This is a genomic window from Paenibacillus sp. FSL L8-0708, from assembly GCF_038009325.1.
In the GTDB taxonomy this organism is placed as follows: domain Bacteria; phylum Bacillota; class Bacilli; order Paenibacillales; family Paenibacillaceae; genus Paenibacillus_AQ; species Paenibacillus_AQ odorifer.
Window position 1 is genome coordinate 4,489,514 of record NZ_JBBPBC010000001.1, and the last position, 22,744, is coordinate 4,512,257.

The following is a 22,744-nucleotide window of genomic DNA, read 5'->3' on the forward strand; positions in this document are numbered from 1 at the left end:
TCTTACGCGCAAATGCTCCCTAATCACAAAAAAACCCGGCAGACAAATCTGCCGGGTTATTTCATATTTTATATACTGGAGATAGACACAGCTTATAAGTCAGGATGTTCATGTTTTGCCTTGAGACGATTCCAACGGCGCTCAACTTCTTCTTCGAAGCTGTGTAAAGCTGGCTCATTCTCAGGTTTCAACAAATGACGAGTTTTACCCATTGTCTTCAGCCATGCTGAGAGCTCAACACGTTTGCCCTTATCTTCAGGATTATATGTGATATTCGTAGAACCATGCTCTACTTCATATAACGGGAAGAAGCAAGACTCAACAGCTAATGATACGATGTTCGTGCCTTCCTTATCATCAGACATCCAGTTTAGCGGACATGCGATCAGGATTTTACCATACACCAAACCTTCGTTTTGTGCGTACCACTGTGCTTTTGCCGCTTTTTTCACCAGATCCTGCGGATAAGCCTCCGAACCCGTGAAGACATAAGGAATGTTAGTAGCCGCCATAATTTGTGCTGTATCTTTGTGCTGAGTAACTTTACCTTGCTGCTGCTTGCCGATACTGGAGGTTGAAGTACGGTGACCCAGTGGTGTCGAATAGGACTGCTGTGCTCCAGTATTCATGTAACCCTCGTTATCGTACTCTACAATAATCATTTTGTGACCACGCAGTGCAGCTCCAATTGCCGGTCCCATCCCGATGTCCATACCGCCATCTCCGGTTACCATAACAAACGTAAAGTCCTCTTTAAGCCCTAGTCCATCCAGCTCACCGCGACGTTTGCGTTCCCAGAACATCTCTACGACACCGGACAAGGTAGCCGCTCCATTTTGGAAAAGATTATGGATAAACGTTGATTTATGGGAGGAATACGGATACCCCGTAGTCGTTACCATGGCACAGCCTGTATGATAAAGTGCGACGATATCCCCTTCAATCCCTTTGAAGAAAGTCTCCAGTCCTGAGAAAATCCCGCAACCTGGACACGCACCATGCCCTGGGGAGAGCCGTTTAGGTTTCTTCGTCAAGCTGCGCAGTGGCGGAATCCGTACGCTTAATTTGCCTGTTGCTTCATCCTGTTTCACAGTGATTAACCCTGTCTTCAGTGAGTCAAAGTCCATTGGCTTCAGAAGACGTTGCGGAGCTTTATCTGGTGTACCCGGATTGTGGCCATAATAATCAAATGGTATGTCTACTCGATCTGCAGCAACAGCATCTATTGCTAATTGGAAAAAGGCATGACCATCTTCTGCGTAGAAGTCCTTACCACCCAAACCGTAGATACGGCTAATTACTTTAGTCGTAGTGTTGCCATATGTGAACAGGGCTGCCTTGATTTCATTGACCATGTTACCACCATGTCCGCCAACAGAATCTGCACGGTCACCAACGGTGATTGCTTTAACATTTTTCAGCGCTTCAGCAATTTGCTTCTGCGGGAAAGGACGGATCATATTCGGCGAGATTGCACCGGCTTTGATCCCTTGCAACCGAAGCTGATCCACAACATCCTTAATAATCTCAGAGGCAGAATTCATCAAGAATACGGCTACTTCAGCATCTTCCATCCGATATTCCTCGATCATTGGATAATGACGTCCGGTTAACTCAGCAAATTCCTTCGCAATTTCTTCAAAAACTTCACCCGCATTGTACATAGCTACGGACTGCTGATAGCGATTGTTAATATAGTCAGGTTCGTTCATATAAGGACCAACCGTTACCGGATTATTGCGGTCTAAAGTATCGGTAAAGCCTGTTGGAGGTTGTGGTCCAACAAATTTATGAACATCCTCCCGATGAGTAAAAGCTTGAACGCGGCGTTTCTGGTGGGAGGTGAAATATCCATCTGAAGCCACCATTACCGGAAGACGAACTTTAGCATGTTCCGCAAGCTTCAATGCCATTAGGTTCATATCATAAACAGATTGTGGATCCCGGCACATTAAAATAGGCCAACCTGTATTCAAAGCAAAATACAAATCTGAATGGTCCCCGTGAATATTCAGCGGTCCAGAGATCGAACGGCAGATTAGATTCATAACCATAGGCATACGCGTACCAGCTTGTACAGGTAATTGCTCAAGCATGAACATATAACCTTGGGCACTGGTAGCATTAAAAACACGTCCGCCAGCCGTTGAAGCGCCATAACAGATTCCAGCAGAGCTATGCTCGCCATCTGACGGAATCAGCATAATATCATGCTGGCCATTCGCTTTCATCGTATCAAGAAATTGCGCTACTTCTGTCGATGGAGAAATCGGAAAATACCCCATTACATGATAATTAATCTGATGAGCAGCATAAGCCGCCATTTCATTGCCGGATTCATATAGGAATTTCTGCTCTACTTTAGCAGAGCCTACTTCTTTTTCATAATCTATAGCCACGTGTATTCCACCTTTCCTCCGTTAATTAGGCCTCAGTAACGAGATCAAAAATATGCCGGACCGTATGACTCTCTGCGTAGCCTTCTTCCTCACGTTCGCCAGACAAGGCAGTTGTAGGACAAGCTTCTACACATTTTAAACAGCCTTTGCAGTATTGATAATCAATACCTTGCAGGAACATTTGTGGACGTCCCTTCTTATCAGGCTGCTCATCCCAAACAAAACACAGATCAGGACACACCGTATCGCACTGCGCACAATGAATACAATCCTCCTGCTTAAAATGAGGCAGCAAACCGGAGCGTGAAATGCTCAAGTTCTTTAAAAAGCTGCTGCCAGGATTCGTAATGGTACCGCCGATTGGCTGTGTTTCATAACCCAATGCGGAAATATCAGACCGCACGAACTCAGGCATTGTCACGCCCGCAGGCAGTGGGAAATGCATAAACTTAACTTCATTAAATCCACGGTCGAAAGTGGTCAGCGCTGACTGTACTGCCTGTGGATATTTTTTGCCTAGTGATTTCTCTATAACGCCTTTCATAATTTCAGGGTCCAAGAAATCACACATCCGGAACAACGCGCCTAGCATCGCCATATTAACGCGGTTTTTCTCATCTAAGGCGATCGTTGTAGCATCAACGACTGCAATAGTTCCTGCCATCATATTCAGGGAGGATTTCAATTCCTCCGGCGATTTTGCTGAGTTCACCAATACTGTGCTATGTTCATAAATTCCGCTAATTACGTTAACTGTCTTTGCTAATGCTTCGTGAAATACCCCAACAACATGCGGACGCTCAACCGGAGACGTGTCACGAATAGGCGTATTCAAATCACAAAACCGGATATGCGCTTTTACCGCTGATCCCTTCTTCTCCGAACCATATGACGAAAAGCTGACCCCATTCATTCCAGCACCGACAACACCTGCTTCTGCAAGCATTTTACCAGCCAGGTTCGCACCCAACCCTCCAATTGACTCCAGACGAATCTCAAAAAATCCGAGCTCGTTCACTTTTGGTAACTGTACCACCGACATAGCCCCTTTCAGAATGTCATCTAGTATAATATCCTTTTGACTTTTTCAACGATTGTAACTTGATTTTGCAAGACGCGAAGTGACAAATCTTGCATTTTCCAAGTGTTGCCTAAGCTTATTTATCTACTTTCATTTAGCAATAAAATTAAAAATTAAGATGTTAAATTCATCACATTCTTCATGATAAATATCACACACCGATGAAAAATCACCTCTATTTCTACAAATGTGTATCATTTATACTTTTCAACTAGTCCATTTCAGGATAAACTGATTCTTGGTGTAATTTTTTGAACCTACTTAGGAGGCATTAAATGTGAAGTCAAACGAAGCATCATTACAGAAAAAATTGCTTCCACGGCATATCAGCTTTATGGCGATGGGCGGCGTAATCGGTACGGGGATTTTTAAAGGAAGCTCTGAGACGATAAGCATTGCTGGACCAGGGGTTGTTCTCTCCTATGTATTGGCAGGCTTGCTGCTACTAGTCGTTATGGGTGCAATTGCCGAAATGGCCACGGTATACCCGAACAAAAATATGAAGGAATTCATCCGCGAGGCTTTTGGAGAACGGCTCTCCTTTATCGTGGGTTGGCTATATTGCTTCATGTGGTTGACTGTCTGCGTGATCGAAGTGCTGGCGGCAGGAAGCTTCTTGCAGTACTGGTTACCGGATGTTCCATTATGGCTACTGAGTCTAGCAAGTGGTGCTTTAATTATTGGCATCAATATGATGAGTGTAAGCGGTTATGGAGAGACGGAGTTTTGGTTAGCAGGAATCAAAATAGCTATGATTATCATCTTTATTATTCTGGGAGCTGCATTATTGTTTGGGCTATTGCCTATGTCTGAAGGGACCCCCTATTTAAGTAATTTTACGGATTATGGCGGATTATTCCCACAAGGCTGGACACCTATCTTCTCTGCCCTTCTGGTCGTCATGTTCTCCTACGGCGGATCTGAGCTGATTGGACTAACTTTAACAGAAACTCAAGATGCAGAAAAAGTGTTGCCTAGAGTTGTCAAAAGCTTCATTTTACGTGTTATTCTGTTCTACACCATTCCAATTCTGATCATCTGTGGGTTAATTCCTTGGAATCAGCTTAACGAGCATACCAGCCCCTTTGTGCAGGTATTAGCAGCTACAGGACTTAAGGGTGCTGACCATGTTATGAACTTCATACTGATTACGGCTGTGCTCTCTGCTGCTAACTCTGGTATCTACGGCGCCACACGGATGTTGCACTCTTTGGCTTCACAGGGTGAAGCTCCACGTAGCTTAGCAAAGACCTCAGCAAAAGGTGTGCCGATCAACAGTCTTAAACTTTGCGCTATAGTTCTTTTTGTTGGTTCTATGTTAGCGTACTTCGCACAGGATGGACTTTTCCGGCTGCTGATGGCTGTTCCCGGCTTCGTAGTAAGCTTGGTATGGATCAGCATCTGTCTATCACAGCTAAAGCTGCGGAAAACCTATCCTAAAGAGCCAAGCTTTAAAGTGTGGGGGTTCCCTTATATTACGATTTTGACGCTTATCTGTTTGTCGATTATCACGATTTCCTTCCTTTTCGACACTCAGAACCGGATCAGCATAGGCACATGTCTGGGCTTCCTGCTGATGCTTACCATCTGGTCATTCGCTAAATTCCGGAAGAAGAACTAAACTATATATCTCGCACTAACATGAAAAAAGGTGTATCCATTGTTCTTCGCGATTGCGTAGAACGGGGATACACCTTTTCTTATGGGACCGTTGATTTGCCCACTCACACCGGATTCGCCTCATTCTGCGGGATTTATACCGTTGATTTGCCCACTCGCACCGGATTCGCCTCATTCTACGGGATTTATACCGTTGATTTACCTACTCGCACCGGATTCGCCTCATTCTGCAGGAATTATACCGTTGATTTGCCTACTCGCACCGGATTCGCCTCATTCTGCGGGATATATACCGTTGATTTGCTCACTCACACCGGATGCGCCTCATTCTATGGGATTTATACCATTGATTTACCTACTCGCACCGGATGTGCCTCATTCTACGGGAATAATACCGTTGATTTGCTCACTCACACCGGATTCGCCTCATTCTACGGGATTTATACCGTTGATTTACCTAATCGCACCGGATTCGCCTCATTCTGCGGGATTTTTATACCGTTGATTTGCCCACTCGTACCGGATGCGCCTCATTCTTCGGGATTTATACCGTTGATTTACCTACTCGCACCGGATTCGCCTCATTCTAGGGGATTTATACCGTTGATTTACCTACTCACACCGGATACGCCTCATTCTGCGGTATATATACCGTTGATTTACCTACTCACACCGGATACGCCTCATTCTGCGGGAATTTATACCGTTGATTTGCCCACTCGCACCGGATTCGCCTCATTCTACGGGATGTACTTATTCTTTTGGGGGTATGATAATTTGTCGATATACTTTAACTAGTGTTCTGTTGCACAAAATGCAACAAAAGCCAAATCAGATATACGCAGACAAGCTCTCTTATATACTTTTAGAAAATAAACTCGCGGCGATCAAAGTTAACAAACGCAAGCTTCACCAAACATCAGCTTCATCCAAACATCGGCTTCACCCAAACGTCGGCTTCACCCAAACGCAAAAAAGCACGGGAATCTAATCTTCCCGTGCTTCTTTCCATCGAAACTACAAAACCTACTCTATCTCCGGCTGAATATGCTCCGCGATCAATTGTTGCTTGCTGGTCCAGACCTTCTCACTCAGATTCACCCGGTATACCTCTGGATTGAGCTTACGCAGATATTCCGGCCAGAACAGATCCTTCTGCTCCCGATGGTAACGGCGAACTTCATTCAGATCCGGCAAAGTATAGACCTGGAAGCCGTTCACGTAAATCGGCTCAAGCATAGGCAGCGCTTCATAACGCTCCACATACTTGTGCATGTATGGATGCAGCGGATTAAACAGCTTCACCCGACCGCCGTTACGTGGAGATTCCTCTTCCGGGAAGCAGATATAATCTGCTAGCGCTTTGCCATTTTTCCCGATAATCCGGAATACGTCCTTGCTGCCTGGTGTGGATACTTTTTCAGGGTTAGAAGAAATCTTGATTGTCGGTACCATTTCTCCAGTTGCGGACTCAATTTCTACCAGCTTATAGACCCCACCCAAAGAGGGTTGATCCGAAGCCGTAATCAATTGTGTGCCTACACCCCATGTGTCGATGGCTGCACCTTGCAGCTTCAGATCCATGATTGTATTCTCATCCAGATCGTTGGACGCCACAATCTTCACATAATCGAGCCCCGCTTCATCCAGCATATTCCGTGCCTGCCGGGATAGATAGGCCAAGTCACCGCTGTCTAAACGGATACCGATCATCTTTTTACCTTGAGCTTCAAGCTTTTTGGCGGTTCTAATCGCATTCGGCACACCACTGCGCAACGTATCGAAGGTATCAACTAATAGTGTAACTTCATCAGGCATCACCTTGGCATAAGCATCAAAAGCTTCCTGCTCACTGCTGAAGCTCTGAACCCAAGAATGAGCATGTGTACCTTTGGTAGGGATGCCAAACATTTTACCTGCCAGCATGTTGGAGGTTGCATCAAAGCCGCCGATATAGGCCGCTCTAGCGCCCCAGACCGCCGCATCCGCTTCTTGTGCCCGCCGGGTACCAAACTCCAGCAGAATATCATTCGGAGCTACCTGCTTGATGCGGGAAGCCTTCGTAGCGATTAGCGTCTGGTAGTTCATGAAGTTCAGAATAGCGGTCTCCACCAGCTGCGCTTCCATGATCGTCCCTTCCACACGGATTAGTGGTTCATCCGGGAAAATCAACGCCCCTTCTTTCATCGAATAAACGTTGCCCTGAAAATGAAATTGCAGCAATTCTTCCAAAAAAGCAGGAGCGTAATTTTCTTCTTGCTCCGACAAGTAACGGATATCATCTTCGGTGAAACGCAAGCCGCCGATGTACCCCACGATACGCTCTAATCCTGCGAACACGGCATAGCCGTTTCCGAAAGGCAATTTGCGGAAATAAGCTTCAAATACAGCTTTTCGCTTATGGCTTCCATTCACCCAGTGAGCATACATCATATTGATCTGATATTTATCTGTATGTAGCGCAAGTTCTCTCTTCAAGTCCTCATCTCCTAATATCCACGTTGCTGTATGTGTATGTTTTTTATAGTATTATGCCTTAACAACGTCTGCTCCTAAACTTCCCCGGAAATGATTTAGTGCCCATTTATGTCCATCCGCGTTGAAGCTGGCGACCGCATCTTCGTGCACAGTAATAGTAAAACCTTTGTTATATGCATCCACCGCAGTGTGCAAAACACATATATCTGTACATACGCCAATCAAATGAAGGTCAGTAATGCCACGTTCCCGCAGCTTAATCTCCAGATCAGTTCCACTAAAAGCGCTATATCGAGTTTTGTCCATCCAATAGATGGAATCCTGGTCAGCTTCATAAACAGTTTTCAAACTTCCATAAAGCTCCCGCCCTCTAGTCCCTCGTACATTGTGAGGTGGAAACAGTTTACTCTCGGGATGATAAGGATCATTGTCTTCATGTAAATCCACAGCCATTACAACATAATCGCCATTTTGGACAAACTCAGACGTTAATTGGCTGATTCTTGGCTCGATATCGATTGCAGGCTGCCCAACCGGTAAATTCCCATCGACAAAATCATTGGTAAAGTCAATTACTATTAGTGCTCTCATGAGAATCGTCCCTCCCCTGATTTAAGACACTACGTATAAATGGACAACAATGGCTCGTGATCTGTAAACATATACAGCTGAGCCGGGCGTTGTGAGTATTGATTGGAGCTGAGTGCATTGCCCTCTTCATCTCTCACTTCTTTTAATATACCCTGACGGCTGCGTGTTGACGTGATTTTACGAATAAAATTTGGCTCTTTAAATTCCGGCACTACTGTCTGAATCACCTGATAAAGCTCACTTAGCGTAAAATGCCTAGGCAAAAACTGTCTTGCTATCGTTGTCTGCAGCATTTGCTGTTGGATACGTACGTATGCATCCTTGATGATTTCATGGTGGTCAAAAGCGAGCTCCAGTTCTTCTAACGCTTCCTGTAACGTAAATAAACCCACTTCACCCGCATCGTCGGAAGCTTGTCTTTGCTCCAGCATCCACTCTTCTACTAAGGCGAAAAAGGCATGGCTGATAATCCATCCCCGAGGGTCGCGGCCAGGTGTACTATAAACCCCAAGATATTCTAAGTGACCTCCATCGACACCGGTCTCTTCTTTCAGCTCACGAGTTGCAGCATCATATATAGACTCATCTTCCTGACAGAATCCGCCTGGTAGAGCCCACATGCCTGCACATGGCCATTTTTTCCGTCTAATTAACATTACCTTCAACTCACGTAAAGGCAGCGTCTTGGTGACCGTCTTCCGCTCGCGTTTGGTAAGTGTAAACATTACAATGTCGGCCGGAACACCATCCGGTGTACGATATTTTTTGGCGTTATAGGTTAATTCCCCATTGTCGCTCATAATTGCCCCATCCTTTTCCGAAGCTGTAGTTTTACTTATTCGTATCTTTAAATGTACCAAACATGTTCTTCATAAATCAACAGATGAATTCCATTATTTTACATTATCCTACAAAAAAGACTATATGAGAAACGACGTTGTCGTTGAATTATAAGGATTATGTATGTTCATGTACTTCACTTCTACCTCTTATATTGAAATAAAGGGACGGATCTGCATCCGCCCCCTGAACTGAGTGTGGGTTATCCGCATGTGGTCGGAGGCGCTTCAGTGCCGGCTTCCACATTTATTTTTTCCGAAACGGTATCTCTAATCACGGAAATTACCAGCTGAAGCAAATAATTAATGTCGCTCTGGCTTTGCTGAAATTCGTTCACGACTGGAATACCGTCGATCTCATCTTGCAGCACTTCAATTTCACGTTCAATTTTGGCGACCATATCTTTATTATTGAAGCTTTCGAAGGCCACGATTTCTTTTTGTTTTTTCTTAATGGTCGCAATCAGTCCTTGCACACGCTCGTGATTAAGAATTTTTTGCTCAGCCTGCTGAAAATGGCGTACCTCTTCACTGGTTGAGATTAATGATGCTAGTTCTTTAGCTTTGCCCATAATATCCTCGCGAACGATCAGATCACGGGTATTATAAGTTTTCATTCCATATTTATTCAACTGTTGTTCTTCTGTACTCATTAGTCATCTCCCCATTCGTATGTGATTAATGAACAGCTGCGGCCTCCACCACAATATCCCCTTTAATGTACCATGTTTTGGTATCTGTAATTCTCACGTTTACAAATGTGCCGATAAGCTCCTTAGGACCTTCAAAATGGACCAGCTTGTTAGCGCGGGAACGGCCGGAAAGGACTTCGGAGTTATTCTTACTCTCCCCTTCAACCAGCACCTCTACAACTTCACCCAGCATCCGGTCATTAATGATCCGGCTGTTCTCTTTGATGAGATCATTTAATCTTTGCAGACGTTCACTCTTCACCGACATCGGTACATTATCTTCCATCGCCGCTGCTGGTGTGCCCTCACGTGGAGAATAAATGAACGTATATGCCATATCATACCCAACCTCACGCACAAGCGATAGGGTATCTTCAAATTGCTCATCAGTCTCCCCAGGGAAACCAACGATAATATCGGTACTTAATACAGCATTCGGCACACTTATCTTAATCTTGCGTACTAATTCCAGATAAGCTTCCCGGGTATATTTACGGCTCATTTTCTTAAGAACAGCAGTACTTCCCGATTGAACCGGCAGATGGATATGCTCCACCAAGTTGCCGCCTTTGCCTAAAACCTCAATCAATTTATCGTCAAAATCTCGTGGATGCGATGTCATGAAGCGAATGCGTGGAATATCAATCAGACGCATATCATCCATCAGGTTACCGAAGGTGTAATCAATATCCGTAAAATCTTTACCGTAAGCATTTACGTTCTGCCCCAATAGCGTTACTTCCTTGAAGCCTTGGCGCGCAAGCTCTCTCACCTCAGCGATAACGTCCTCTGGACGACGACTGCGTTCTTTACCGCGTGTAAACGGTACGATGCAATACGTGCAGAACTTATCACAACCATACATAATGTTCACCCAAGCGCGCATGCCTTCCCGCTTCTTCGGCAAGTTCTCAATAATGTCGCCTTCTTTGGACCATACCTCAACCACAAGCTCTTTACTAAATACCGCTTCTTTAATGAGGTGTGGCAACCTGTGAATATTATGCGTACCGAAGATCATATCCACGAAGCCATGCTTTGACATAATCCGGTTGACTACGCCTTCCTCTTGGGACATGCAACCGCATACCCCTAACAACAGACCCGGCTTCTCGATCTTCAGGTTCTTAAGATGTCCTAGCTCTCCAAATACCTTATCCTCGGCGTTCTCCCGAATCGCACAAGTATTCAGCAAAATGAGATCCGCGTCATTCCGGTCAGCGACACTGCGGTAGCCCATCTGTTCCAATAGGCCCTTCATCGTTTCCGTGTCATGCTCATTCATTTGGCAGCCATAAGTCGTTATATGATAATATTTGCCCACTCCGAAATTCTGCATCTCTTCAGGAATCTCGAAATCATAATGCACTTCTATTTCTTCCTTGCCGCGCCGTTTTCCTTCTTTATAGTCAGGCTGGCTATTAATTTGCACATTTCTTCCTTTAATCCGGTAAGTAACCTTACCTTCCTCTTCACTAATTACCTTTGCATCACTAAAATCAAAATATTTCGAATAATCCTTAGAACCCTTGCCGGATTTTAAGTCCGGTGAGTTATGGTTCCCCTTTGTCATGCTGTTTTCACGTCCTCTATTGTTCAACAATTATTTTTATACTTTGCTAATTTAAAATTATAACATAATGCTGGCCTAACATAGAAGTGCCCGGTCTATTAATGATGTAATGAAGCGTTGCATATCGACAAAAAAATACCCCGCCAACGTTTGGCAGGGTCAAGTTCTATCATATTAAGGGGGGTATGCTACTATTATAAGCAGATACACTCCTCTTGAAACAGTTACACAACCTCTTACCTAAAAAAATAGTCATTGTATATTCTGCTAGTTTTAGTAAAGCGTATTCGTTGCTTCAGGAGTAAATGGGATGATTTCGTCTATCGCTCCACTCTGTACTTTGGCAGGCCAAGCCGGATCGCTAATAAGCGCTCTGCCCACTGCAACCAAATCAAACTCCTCCCGATCAAACCTTTCAGTTAACTCATCAATATTATCCTCAGGCTTCTGAGCTTTATCTTCCTCGAAGAAATCGCTTTGCAGGCCAATAGAGCCTACTGTAATACACGGCTTCCCGGTAAGCTTCTTAGTCCACCCAGCTAAATTAAGATCAGAACCAGCAAATTCAGGTTGACTGAAGCGTCGGGTCGAGCAATGAAAGATATCTACACCCGCTTCGCTAAGCGGGGCCAGGAAACTTGCAAGTTCTTCTGGAGTCTTCGCCATCTTCTCATCATACGCCCCCAGCTTCCACTGGGAAAAGCGCAGCACGATTGGGAAGTCTGGTCCAACCGCTTGACGGCATGCTTTAATGATCTCGACAGCGAATGTTGTTCTTCCTACCCAATCGCCACCGTAACGATCGGTACGTTTATTCGTTCTATCCCAGAAGAACTGGTCTATCAGATACCCGTGAGCGCCATGCAGCTCGATGCCATCAAAGCCAACGCTTTTGGCATTTGCCGCCGCTTGAGCGAAGGCTGTTACTAAACTTTCAACCTCTTCTGTGGTCAGCGGCTCTGTCACCGGCTCACCTGCTAAATTCAGACCCGAAGGGCCTACAGGAAGGGCTTCAACGTTAGGATACTCGCCGATTGTACGCGCCATCCCCACATGCCAAAGCTGCGGGATGATCTTGCCGCCAGCTGCGTGAACCTCTTCCACAACCTTCTTCCAGCCTTCTAAAGATGCTTCTTCATATATATTAGGAATATCTTGGTGACTGACAGCCGCTGGATGATTTATCGCAGTACCCTCAGTAACAATTAATCCCACTCCACCCTCCGCACGTCTACGATAATAAGCGGCAACATTGCTTCCCGGCACACCCTTCGGAGACTGCGCGCGTGTCATCGGCGCCATTACAAATCGGTTCGACAGCGAAAGATTCCCCACTTGAAAAGGTAAAAATAGTTGCTCTGTATTCATATGTTACCTCCAATTTATTAATTGATTACTTTAAGTAAGCTTATTATCTACCCAAAAGATGGGAAATGCAAATTTTAAGAAAAAGACAACAAAAACCGGACCTCGCAGAATCTACGATTGCCCGGTTTCACCAAATTATAATGACTCTCTAGACTTCAAGAATCCCCGCTTTAGGGGTAACTCCAAATGCTTTAGCTAAATCCCATAGCTGTTGGTCTGTGATCTTTTGTTTGATTTCTCTACCGCCAATCAGGTTGTAGATCGTCGCAGCCTTTTCAACCGTTTCTACTAGACCAAAGGTAGCATCCATGGTGGAGCCAGTGCCAAAAATCCCATGCTGCGGCCAGATGACTAAACGGTGATCCTTCATTTTTTTGGCAGTCTCACGGCCGATTTCACTGCTGCCCGGAACAATCCACGGAATAACACTGACGCCATCAGGGAAAACAACAAGGCACTCTGTGCACATTTCCCATAACGTTTTGGTAAACTTCAGTTCGTCCAGATCATGCGTGAAGGTCATCGCGATAACATTTGTAGCATGTGTATGCAGCACGATACGGTGTGTGGGATCTACTTTCAGACGTTCAATATGACTCATAAAATGCGAAGCGAGCTCACTCGTAGGAACTGCACCATTCCGCAATCCCCACAATACTTCCACACTTTCGCCATTGCCGCTAACTCTTAACACTCCCAAATTCGCTTCAGGGTCTTTAATCACATTTCTGAAATATTTGCCTGAACCTGTTACGATAAAATACTTGCCTGCTAATTCTTTTACCGGAAAGGTGAGTTTGATCGTGCGCAACGGCTCCAGTACATTAATATACTTAGCCACCTCGTTCTCATCCAGCAAATAGCTGACATTCCCACCATTCAGTTCATCCCAGCCAAGCTCCCACATATGACGGGTGATCTCTGACATTTCCTGAATAAATGGAGCTTCACTGCTGGCAATATAACCTTTTGATTCTAACAAGGATGTACTCATAGTCTATTCTCTCCTTTGTATTTGCTGCTCTCCGTATCCACTTCTATCTTAAAGACAAAACGTCTTGTTCATAATTTTTCACTTCAGTAAGCCATTGCTCACGCACCGGTGTACCTTGTGATGCACAGTAGTAATCCCAGACCGCTCCAAACGGATACGATTTGAACTCTTCTACCAGAGCAAGACGTGAAGTATAATCCCCGGACCGCTCGATTTGCTTAAGTTCTTCCACTGGTTCCAGCATCGCACGCAGCAACGCCTTAATAGTGTTGCGGGTGCCAATGACCCATGCCGCGAGATGATTGATACTGCCATCAAAGAAATCCAATCCAATATTCGTACGAGGAAGTAAATCCCCGCGAACCAATTCACGGGCGATTTCCAGCAGCTCATCATCCATTGTTACCACATGGTCACTGTCCCAGCGGACAGGTCTGCTGACATGCAGCAGCAGCTGCTCACTGAACATCAGAATCGAAGATAATTTATTCGAAATCACTTCTGTAGGATGAAAATGTCCCGCATCCAAACAGATCGCTTTTCCATTTGTTAAACCATAACCCATATAGAATTCATGAGAGCCAACCACATAGCTTTCAGAACCAATTCCAAACAGTTTACTTTCCAAGGCATCCATATTATAAAGCGTATCTATTTCCTGACTAAAAATCTCATCCAGCGACTCTTTTAAACGTACTCTCGGAGCTAGCCGATCTACTGGCGTATCTTTATATCCGTCTGGAATCCAAAAATTCGTCACACAAGGCTGACCCAGCTCCCGCCCAAAATGCTCAGCGATCGTACGTGAAGCTTTACAGTGTCTGATCCAGAAATTCCGAATCTCCGCGTCCGAATGACTGAGAGTGAATCCATCGGCTGCTTTCGGATGTGAGAAACAAGTAGGGTTAAAATCAAGCCCTAAGCCCTGCTCCTTCGCCCAATCCACCCAGGATTGAAAATGTCGTGGCTCTAGTTCATCCAAATCTACAGGTTCATCTGTATCTGCGTAAATAGCATGCAGGTTAACCTTATGTTTACCAGGAATAAGAGATAACGCCTTTTCTAAATCTTGACGTAGTTCATCTGGTGTACCCGCCCGGCCCGGATAACTTCCCGTTACCGCAATGCCCCCGCTTAGTTCTTTTTCCTTAAAAAGAAAACCTTTTACATCATCACCCTGCCAGCAATGTATGGAAATTTTAATTTGCGCGAGTCGCTCCAGCACTTTATCCACATCAATACCGTGGGCTGCGTATAGTTTTTTGGCTTCGTTATAACTAGTGATAATGCTCTGATCCATGCTGTTTATCCTCCTAAATTAGTGCAAGTCTGTTTCGCTTAGATAAGCTCATTCACCTTGGACAGATGAAGGCTTCTCCAGCGATTTAGAATGTTATCAAAATGCTTGATCGGCTGCGGAATGTATGATGTTATTTCAAAAGATTGTTCGATAATAGCTCTTGCCTCAGTTATGTCTGCAATGGAATCTGTGCTAATCATCTGCACTACTATATTTCCTAGAGCAGTCGCTTCCGTTGGTCCAGCCTTTACTTCCCTGCCGATAACGTCAGCGGTTAGTTGGCATAAAAGCCGATTGTTCGCCCCGCCGCCGACAATTTGCAATCCCTCGATCCGACGTTCTGTCAGCTCCTCCAACTCTTCCAAATAAGTTAGATAGGATAACGCCAAGCTGTCAAAAACACAACGTGCTAACTGTCCAGGTGTCTCCGGAACGGGCTGCTCACTCTCCATACAGGCACTGCGGATTTCTTCTATCATGTTGGATGGATTAAGAAACCTTGGTGCATTACAAGGGATCAGGCTGCGAAACCCCTCTTCTCCCTGTGCAAGCTCTGCAAGTTCCGCAAAACTATAGCAATTGTTCAGTAATCTGCGAACCTCTTGAATAAGCCATAAGCCCATTACATTTTTGAGGAATCTATAAGTTCCGTAGGCTCCCCACTCATTGGTGTAGTTAGCCTGCATGGCTTTTAGAGAATTTAGAGGCTCCGTTCTTTCTACACCGAGTAAAGACCAAGTTCCACTGCTGATATAAGCTGAGCCTTCTTGAAGTGGAGCACCTAGCACTGCAGAAGCCGTATCATGGGATGCCACACAGATCAGCTGGCATTCAGGCAGGTCATATTGTTGGATTAAAGCTTCGTCAAGAGGACCAACCACTACACCAGGCTCAGTTAACTTTGCAAATTGATCTTTCCTGATATTCAAAAATTCTAATAGGTCATCGTCAAAATCCCGGCTTTCCAGATTCAACAGCTGTGTTGTAGATGCAATCGTAACCTCGTTGATTCTGCGGCCAGTCAGTCGGTAATATAGATAATCTGGTACAAGTAAAATCTGATCCGCTTGCGCTAGCTCTTCTTCTTTATGAACATATAACTGATTCAAGGTATTGATGGATAACTGCTGGATTCCTGTCTTTTCATAGACGGTTTGTGGTGAAAGCTGCTGTGCCACCTGATCCACAGCCAGATCCGTTCTGCGGTCCCGGTAGGCGTATACTTCCTGAACACGATTCCCGTCCGCATCTACCAGCACATAATCTACACCCCATGTATCAATACCGAGCGTACAGGTAGTAATTCCATCGGTTTTAGCCTTCCGAAGCCCGATCATAATCTGCTCTACTAAATAATCAATATCCCAGAAACAGGAACCCTCTTGTTCCGTAAAGCTATTGCTAAAGCGATGAAGCTCTTCTAAGGAAAGAATACCTTCTTGCAATATTCCGCGCACCAGCCGCCCACTTGAGGCACCGATGTCAACGGCGATGTGATTATTCATAAACAATCTCCTATGATAAGGGGTGATTTATAATATTTTTTTGAACAGTGTAATAACTTCTTCTTTAGTAGGAATAAAAGGGTTCCCTGGTGCACAAGCATCCTTCATCGAATTTTCAGCCAGAAGATCAAGATCTACTTCTTCTACACCAAGCTCGGATAATTTGGCTGGAATCCCTACTTCTTTAGACAACGCCTTGATCGACTCAATTACGAAATCTGCGCATTGTTTATCCGTTTGGTTCTCTACATTAAGTCCAATCGCTTTAGCAATGGATCTGAATTTCTCAGGCACATATTTGGCATTTTCTTCTTCCACAAAAGGCAGCAGCATCGCGTTACATACGCCGTGCGGCAGATCGTATACGCCGCCCAGCTGATGCGCCATCGCATGCACATAACCAAGCCCCGCATTATTGAAAGCCAAACCGCCAAGGAATATCGCGTATACCATCTGTTCACGCGCTTCGATATCATGGCCATTCTTCACAGTACGAGCCAGGTTAGCAAAAATAAGCTCCACTGCGGCTAGTGCCGTAGCATCGGTTACCGGATATGCTCCCGGCGTCACCAGCGCTTCAATCGCATGAGTCAATGCATCCATACCCGTGGCCGCGGTAAGTGCAGCGGGTTTATCAACCATAAGCTCAGGATCGTTGACTGAAATCGTCGCAAGGCTGTTCTTATCTACCATAACCATCTTCACTTTGCGTTCTTCGTCTGTGATTACATAGTTAATGGTCACTTCAGCCGAAGTACCAGCAGTGGTATTCACGGCGACAATCGGCAGTGATTTATGCTTAGACTTGTGTACACCTTCATATTCTTTGATATGACCGCCATTTGTGGCAATGATACCAATGGCTTTGGCAGTATCCTGTGGTGATCCACCGCCAATGGAAATCAGATAATCACAATTCTGCGCTTTGAGATAATCAACGCCATCGTGGACATTTTTACAGGTCGGATTGGGTTTCACTTCATCATAGATGGCATATTCAATCCCCGCTTCGTCCAATACCGTCAGCAATTTACCAGCAATGCCACTTTTCATAAGGAATTTGTCCGTAACAACAAGCGCCTTTTTTAATTTAAGCTCTTGGATGTATGGACCAATCTCCTGCAAGCATCCCTTGCCCATAATATTGATCGATGGAACATAATACACATGCGTGCTCATGCTTGACCAGCCTCCTAAAGTTAATTTATCAACACCAAAGTTTTACACACAACTCTGCAAGCTAGAGCGTAGTATTCCGGCTGCAGCGCCTCAGGCTGGCCTCTGAATCGCAACTGGGCCGGCTCTGGTATCTTTCAAATCTAATTACCACTACAGGACTTATTTTCTCCTTCATCGTATGCCTCCAAATCTTTGTTGTCAACATTTTAAATATTATTAATGTTGTTTTTATTTGTTTTATATCCGTTTTGTGAATATTATTGGAAAACAAACATGATTTTACGTTGTTTTTTATTGCAAAACACAGATATTTGGAGCTATGATTAAGGAATATAAAGATTTCGGAAAGGTGATCCCTATGCTTGCAGCTGAAAGACGCAAAAAAATAATTGATCTTGTTCATCAGGATAAACGAGTATTAGTCTCTGATCTAAGCCGGATGTTTGAAGTTACAGAAGAGACGATACGCAGAGACTTGGAGAAGCTGGAGAAGGATGGCATTCTAAGCCGAACCTATGGCGGGGCCATGCTGAATCGTCACACGAACGAGGATTTGCCTTTTGTTACACGCAATGCGCTGAATACAGATATCAAACGGGGAATCGCCCTTAAGGCGCTAGATTTAATCAATGATGGAGATACGTTAATGGTGGATCCTAGCTCCACAGCCTTTGAGTTTCTAAAACTGCTTGGCAATAAAAACAATCTGACCATTATTACGAACTCGATTAATATTTTGCATGAGTTCTCGAATTCTGGGATGGATATCATCTCTACCGGAGGTTCTTTACGTTACCGATCCATGTCACTCGTGGGTCCTGTAGCACATGACACCATTCAAAGATACAATGTGGACACTGCGGTTATCAGTTGTAAAGGAATAGATATGGAGCGAGGCATCACAGATTCTAATGAACCGGAGTGTGAGCTCAAGAAATATATGCTACGTCAAGCTAACAAGGTCATACTCCTGGCCGATCACACCAAATTCGATAAGACCGCCTTTACGAAGCTGATCGAGCTTGGCCAAATCGACTTTTTGATCACAGACCGCCAGCCTTCTGAGGTTTGGTTGAAGCGCCTGAACAAAGAGAATATTGAGCTTCTCTATTAATCGGACTCAAACGCCTTCGGTGCCCAATTAAAAATGCCGTTCCCCAATGAGTAATGGGTGACGGCATTTGTTGTATGGAGATGATTATCTTTTTGTATAAACCTGAGAGATTGGGACTACGTTGACTGTTGATTTGGGATTTTCGCGTTGCACTTGCGTTGTGGTTTTTTTCCTGCAAATATATACAAGCGCTGGTGGAAAATTCAGCAGCACCCACTTCGTGTGTAGGATCTCAAAATGCTGGCTCAACTCTGTTTTCATCCGCGGAAAATATTCATAGGTTATAAACCACCCTCCTTCTTTTAAAGAAGAAATGATCTGTTCCATAAACCTAGTGCGGTCTGGCTTCGAGAAATTCATCAAAGACAAACTACTCACGATACAATCCAGCTTCTCCAGACTGCTGTTATGAAGCGCAAGACGCAGCCGGAGACAATCATTGTTGCAGAAACATCCGGGGAACTCCTCTCTTAATTGACTGCGAAAATCAGGATCTATTTCAAATAAAAGAACATTCATACCGGTCTTTTCTCCACGCGGAATAAACCTTGTGATTGCACCAGTCCCAGCACCCAATTCAGCCATAGAATGCACTTGGTTCCAAGGCACTGGATCAAGCAACGTCTGGGCCAGCCAATGTGAACTGGGAGTCACACTACCATATTGTCGGGGCGCATGCAGAAATTTTTTTAGAAAATGAAGTCGCTCACGAATTCCACTTTGCATGAAATCTCCCCCTTGCTTCCTAACTTACCCTTCTACCCCTAAAATATGTAAACTGCATTAAATTCGTACTCCAACTATACTTCCCATTATCTATTCCCCTTAAAATAAAAAGCCCAAATTTCTCCGCAACATAAATTGCGGGAAATTCGAGCTTGTAAACACTCAATTCAGAGTCGGCCAATCTTATTTAGTTTCCACAGCGTGTCCGCCGAATTCGTTCCGCAGTGCAGCAACTACTTTGCCAGTGAATGTGTCGGTCTCAAGGGAACGGTAACGCATCAATAACGCCATTGCGATAACCGGAGTCGCCGCTTGTAAATCAAAGGCGGTTTCAAGCGTCCATCTGCCTTCACCAGACGAATGCATAATGCCCTTGATCTCATCTAGTTTAGCATCCTTCGAGAAGGCGCGTTCCACAAGTTCCATCAGCCACGAACGGATAACAGAGCCGTGATTCCACACCCGAGCTACTTCCTCAAAGTTGTAGTCAAATTCACTCTTTTCCAGAACCTCAAAACCTTCACCGATAGCAGCCATCATGCCGTATTCGATACCGTTATGCACCATTTTTAGAAAATGGCCGCTACCTGCTTTACCAGCATATAAAAAGCCGCTTTCTACAGCTGTATCACGGAAAATAGGCTCCACAACTTCCCAAGCTTCGGGATCTCCGCCAACCATGTAACAAGCGCCATTACGCGCCCCTTCCATACCGCCAGAGGTACCTGCATCCATAAAGTGAATTCCGTGCTCCTTCAATTCCTCATACCGACGAATCGATTCCTTATAATGCGAGTTTCCTGCTTCAATAACGATATCACCTTTAGACAACTGTGGAGTAAGTTCAGCGATTACAGAATCAACGACCTGATGCGGAACCATGATCCAAATGATTCTTGGTGTTTCCAATTGCTGTACCAATTCTGGAAGCGTTACTGCTCCACTAGCGCCTTTAGCTTTCATTTCTTCTACAGCAGGTGCATTCAGATCAAAAGCAACAACCTCATGTCCATGATCCAGCAAATTTTGACCCAAATTAAAACCCATTTTTCCTAACCCAACTAATCCTACTTTCATGTAAATTCCCTCCGATTTATAGATTCTTGTGATGTATTTTAGCTAAATTGGCAAAAAAAACAGGCAGGGGCTTAAGCCCCTGGCCGTATAGATTCCTGCGCTGCTGCAACTTCTGCTTGAGCGTCGAGAAGATCTGACTCCTGATCTGTATCATCAAACCACCAGCGGTCTTCACCCAAAAGCTCCATAGCCGCATCTGGACCATAAGAACCTGAAGCATAGGTATGAAGTGGCATTAGCCCCTCTTCCATAGCTTCCTGGATTGGTGTAACCCATTGCCATGACAGCTCGACTTCTTTCCAATGAGCGAAGAAAGTGGCGTCACCACGAAGTGCATCAAAGATCAGATTTTCGTAAGCTTCTGGTACGTCTGAAGTTCCGGCTTCATAAGTAGCGAGGACAGGTTCAAGTTTCCCTTTTTGCAACTGATCCTTCGTATTCAACTGAAGCGTAATGGCTTCATTCGGACCGATCTCGATGATGAGTAGATTTGGAACGTCATTTCCTTTATTTTTGTTATTGTTATCATTAAACGGTTCTTTAAATTCTATAACAATTCTTGTTGATTTCTCTTTCATTCTCTTGCCAGTACGGATATAGAACGGAACTTCATTCCACAATGGATCATCTATAAACAAACGCGCTGCAATAAACGTCTCATTTTGTGAGGATTGGCTAATTCCTGGTTCATCTAAGTAGCCTGCAACAGATTTACCTTTAATTTCACCTTCAGCATATTGTCCGCGGACAACATATTGATTAACTTCGTCTTTACTTAGCGGAATGAGACGCTCCATGACATATCTTTTCTTCCCACGGATCTCTTCAGGTGTACTGCCTTTTGGAAGCTGCATCGCCATCATCATGAGCAATTGCAGCATATGGTTCTGGAACATATCACGAAGTGCCCCAGCTTTATCATAATAGCCTGCCCGTTCTTCAACGCCAACAATCTCACTCGCCGTAATTTGCACATTTGCGATATACCGATTTTTCCACAGTGCTCTAAGCACAGGATTTGAATATTTTAGAACTTCCAGATTCTGAACCATCGGTTTACCCAAGAAGTGGTCAATTCGGAAAATCTCCTCTTCAGTAAATACGGCATTCAAGCTGTCATTTAACTCTCTTGCTGTTTGCAAGTCTGTACCAAAAGGCTTTTCAATTATCAGACGCTTCCAGCCCTTCGTAGATCCCAGACCACTGGAGTGAATATTGGCGGCAATTTCCTTGAAAAACTCAGGACCCACCGATAAATAGAACATCCGATTCTCCGGAATGTTAAAAAATTGCTCACGACGTTTAACATGCTCCAGGAGCTTCAAATAATCCTCTGTATTACCTACATCTAGAACACTATATTCAAAAGCTTCCAAGAAAACCTGCAACTGTGGAGATTCTACTGCCGGCTGTCTAGAAAATGTCTGCAAAGATTGCAGGACTTGCTTACGGAAAGCTTCAGTTGAAACTTCTCTTCTTCCTAATCCAATCACTGAGAGAGGACCTGAAATTTGACCATCTAAAAAGAGGTTATATAGTGCAGGATAGATTTTACGTTTTGCTAAATCTCCTGTAGCGCCAAAAAGCACAAATGTTGATGATTCCACTTTCATTCCTCCCGCTATTATATATTATTTATTAACTTACTTTTAATTACTAGCATACTCAGTAGAATCAATCATACGACTGATATTTTTATTCGTCAACCTCATTTCGACATTTACGAAAAGTTATTATTTTCACAAAGCTTCGAATTGGTAATTATGATTAATGTCACACCAATTATCTTATTGGATTATTCGTATTAATTTACTAGGAAATAATCTGCAAATAAGATAACAACCCGCTCCCAGCATGGCTTTTGGCGTTCTGACTTTACACACTCTGATTTAAAATTCTTCATCCAAAGCTGTTTACAACATAAACAAAATTCCCAGTCGCTTAAATAAGCTCATCCTTCCCCTGTGTTTCAAACTAACTTTAAGTAATAGAGTGGTTTGGTCTCGCGCGCCTTGATGAAGACTATGCGATTTGATTCCAAGTTTGGGAATTAAGCATAAAAAGTGACTGCTTCGAGGAATATTACTTGAGAATACTTCAAAGGAATTTTTGCTGAGCACATTGGAGTGACTTGGAGTCTGTGAAGAGAACGATTGGGGATGAGATGACGTTTGCAAAGAGTACCATTGGGGATAGGTTAATGTTGCT

The 22,744-nt window shown here is 44.3% G+C and carries 18 protein-coding genes; 3 read left to right on the top strand and 15 right to left on the bottom strand.

Annotated elements, in window-relative coordinates:
- Positions 1-92: 92 nt before the first annotated feature.
- Positions 93-2,399, bottom strand: a complete 2,307-nt coding sequence (locus NYE58_RS21635) for a thiamine pyrophosphate-dependent enzyme (RefSeq protein ID WP_076128294.1) — start codon at positions 2,397-2,399, stop codon at positions 93-95.
- A 25-nt stretch (positions 2,400-2,424) separates the two neighbouring features.
- A complete protein-coding gene (locus NYE58_RS21640; RefSeq protein ID WP_038571642.1) occupies positions 2,425-3,435 on the bottom strand; it encodes a 2-oxoacid:acceptor oxidoreductase family protein in 1,011 nt (336 codons plus the stop codon).
- A gap of 322 nt (positions 3,436-3,757) precedes the next feature.
- Between NYE58_RS21640 and NYE58_RS21645 the strand changes: the two genes are divergently transcribed.
- Together NYE58_RS21645 and NYE58_RS21650 are read left to right on the top strand one after the other, a co-directional pair.
- Positions 3,758-5,101, top strand: coding sequence for an amino acid permease (locus tag NYE58_RS21645; RefSeq protein ID WP_076277243.1), 1,344 nt, complete (start codon positions 3,758-3,760; stop codon positions 5,099-5,101).
- 20 nt (positions 5,102-5,121) lie between these two features.
- Positions 5,122-5,898, top strand: coding sequence for a hypothetical protein (locus NYE58_RS21650; protein WP_341003003.1), 777 nt, complete (start codon positions 5,122-5,124; stop codon positions 5,896-5,898).
- Positions 5,899-6,126: 228 nt separating this feature from the next.
- Here NYE58_RS21650 and NYE58_RS21655 read toward each other — a convergent pair whose 3' ends face one another.
- The 10 genes from NYE58_RS21655 to NYE58_RS21700 all read right to left on the bottom strand — a co-directional run bounded on the left by NYE58_RS21655 (position 6,127) and on the right by NYE58_RS21700 (position 17,619).
- Entirely contained in the window at positions 6,127-7,578 is a 1,452-nt protein-coding gene (locus NYE58_RS21655) for a nicotinate phosphoribosyltransferase (protein ID WP_076194691.1), read from the bottom strand.
- A gap of 51 nt (positions 7,579-7,629) precedes the next feature.
- Entirely contained in the window at positions 7,630-8,169 is a 540-nt protein-coding gene (locus tag NYE58_RS21660; protein ID WP_076194688.1) for a cysteine hydrolase family protein, read from the bottom strand.
- A gap of 29 nt (positions 8,170-8,198) precedes the next feature.
- A complete protein-coding gene (locus tag NYE58_RS21665; RefSeq protein WP_036688055.1) occupies positions 8,199-8,969 on the bottom strand; it encodes an NUDIX domain-containing protein in 771 nt (256 codons plus the stop codon).
- A gap of 242 nt (positions 8,970-9,211) precedes the next feature.
- Entirely contained in the window at positions 9,212-9,661 is a 450-nt protein-coding gene (locus tag NYE58_RS21670) for a RicAFT regulatory complex protein RicA family protein (protein ID WP_076128288.1), read from the bottom strand.
- Between the two features lie 25 nt (positions 9,662-9,686).
- Positions 9,687-11,273 carry a tRNA (N6-isopentenyl adenosine(37)-C2)-methylthiotransferase MiaB gene (miaB, locus tag NYE58_RS21675; protein WP_038571650.1) on the bottom strand — a complete coding sequence of 529 codons (1,587 nt, stop codon included), beginning with the start codon at positions 11,271-11,273 and terminating at the stop codon, positions 9,687-9,689.
- A 273-nt stretch (positions 11,274-11,546) separates the two neighbouring features.
- Complete coding sequence (locus NYE58_RS21680) at positions 11,547-12,641, bottom strand: NADH:flavin oxidoreductase (protein WP_341003004.1); 1,095 nt, start codon at positions 12,639-12,641, stop codon at positions 11,547-11,549.
- Positions 12,642-12,789: 148 nt separating this feature from the next.
- A complete protein-coding gene (gene rhaD / locus NYE58_RS21685; protein WP_036688060.1) occupies positions 12,790-13,635 on the bottom strand; it encodes a rhamnulose-1-phosphate aldolase in 846 nt (281 codons plus the stop codon).
- 43 nt (positions 13,636-13,678) lie between these two features.
- Positions 13,679-14,935, bottom strand: a complete 1,257-nt coding sequence (rhaA, locus tag NYE58_RS21690; protein ID WP_341003006.1) for an L-rhamnose isomerase — start codon at positions 14,933-14,935, stop codon at positions 13,679-13,681.
- Positions 14,936-14,973: 38 nt separating this feature from the next.
- On the bottom strand, positions 14,974-16,440 hold the full coding sequence (gene rhaB / locus NYE58_RS21695) for a rhamnulokinase (protein WP_076278116.1): 1,467 nt from the start codon (positions 16,438-16,440) through the stop codon (positions 14,974-14,976).
- A 27-nt stretch (positions 16,441-16,467) separates the two neighbouring features.
- Positions 16,468-17,619 (bottom strand): iron-containing alcohol dehydrogenase, encoded by a 1,152-nt coding sequence (locus NYE58_RS21700; protein ID WP_076219347.1) that lies wholly within the window; start codon positions 17,617-17,619, stop codon positions 16,468-16,470.
- A 358-nt stretch (positions 17,620-17,977) separates the two neighbouring features.
- On the opposite strand from NYE58_RS21700, the gene NYE58_RS21705 reads away from it, so the two are divergent.
- Positions 17,978-18,733, top strand: coding sequence for a DeoR/GlpR family DNA-binding transcription regulator (locus NYE58_RS21705; RefSeq protein ID WP_076100077.1), 756 nt, complete (start codon positions 17,978-17,980; stop codon positions 18,731-18,733).
- 84 nt (positions 18,734-18,817) lie between these two features.
- Here NYE58_RS21705 and NYE58_RS21710 read toward each other — a convergent pair whose 3' ends face one another.
- From NYE58_RS21710 to zwf, 3 genes are all read right to left on the bottom strand, one after another.
- Positions 18,818-19,459: a class I SAM-dependent methyltransferase gene (locus NYE58_RS21710; RefSeq protein ID WP_076219346.1), complete on the bottom strand. Its 642-nt coding sequence runs from the start codon at positions 19,457-19,459 to the stop codon at positions 18,818-18,820.
- A gap of 183 nt (positions 19,460-19,642) precedes the next feature.
- Positions 19,643-20,536 (bottom strand): phosphogluconate dehydrogenase (NAD(+)-dependent, decarboxylating), encoded by an 894-nt coding sequence (gene gnd, locus NYE58_RS21715; RefSeq protein WP_036688068.1) that lies wholly within the window; start codon positions 20,534-20,536, stop codon positions 19,643-19,645.
- Between the two features lie 71 nt (positions 20,537-20,607).
- Positions 20,608-22,143 (bottom strand): glucose-6-phosphate dehydrogenase, encoded by a 1,536-nt coding sequence (gene zwf / locus NYE58_RS21720; protein ID WP_076278115.1) that lies wholly within the window; start codon positions 22,141-22,143, stop codon positions 20,608-20,610.
- Positions 22,144-22,744 lie beyond the last annotated feature (601 nt).

What these genes read in the sequence shown, in the direction of transcription:
- NYE58_RS21650 (WP_341003003.1), top strand. Translation starts at nt 5,122, where the DNA reads ATGAAAAAAGGTGTATCCATTGTTCTTCGCGATTGCGTAGAACGGGGA.
- NYE58_RS21660 (WP_076194688.1), bottom strand. Translation starts at nt 8,169, where the DNA reads ATGAGAGCACTAATAGTAATTGACTTTACCAATGATTTTGTCGATGGG.
- NYE58_RS21665 (WP_036688055.1), bottom strand. Translation starts at nt 8,969, where the DNA reads ATGAGCGACAATGGGGAATTAACCTATAACGCCAAAAAATATCGTACA.
- NYE58_RS21670 (WP_076128288.1), bottom strand. Translation starts at nt 9,661, where the DNA reads ATGAGTACAGAAGAACAACAGTTGAATAAATATGGAATGAAAACTTAT.
- miaB (WP_038571650.1), bottom strand. Translation starts at nt 11,273, where the DNA reads ATGACAAAGGGGAACCATAACTCACCGGACTTAAAATCCGGCAAGGGT.
- NYE58_RS21680 (WP_341003004.1), bottom strand. Translation starts at nt 12,641, where the DNA reads ATGAATACAGAGCAACTATTTTTACCTTTTCAAGTGGGGAATCTTTCG.
- rhaD (WP_036688060.1), bottom strand. Translation starts at nt 13,635, where the DNA reads ATGAGTACATCCTTGTTAGAATCAAAAGGTTATATTGCCAGCAGTGAA.
- rhaA (WP_341003006.1), bottom strand. Translation starts at nt 14,935, where the DNA reads ATGGATCAGAGCATTATCACTAGTTATAACGAAGCCAAAAAACTATAC.
- rhaB (WP_076278116.1), bottom strand. Translation starts at nt 16,440, where the DNA reads ATGAATAATCACATCGCCGTTGACATCGGTGCCTCAAGTGGGCGGCTG.
- NYE58_RS21700 (WP_076219347.1), bottom strand. Translation starts at nt 17,619, where the DNA reads ATGAGCACGCATGTGTATTATGTTCCATCGATCAATATTATGGGCAAG.
- NYE58_RS21705 (WP_076100077.1), top strand. Translation starts at nt 17,978, where the DNA reads ATGCTTGCAGCTGAAAGACGCAAAAAAATAATTGATCTTGTTCATCAG.
- NYE58_RS21710 (WP_076219346.1), bottom strand. Translation starts at nt 19,459, where the DNA reads ATGCAAAGTGGAATTCGTGAGCGACTTCATTTTCTAAAAAAATTTCTG.
- gnd (WP_036688068.1), bottom strand. Translation starts at nt 20,536, where the DNA reads ATGAAAGTAGGATTAGTTGGGTTAGGAAAAATGGGTTTTAATTTGGGT.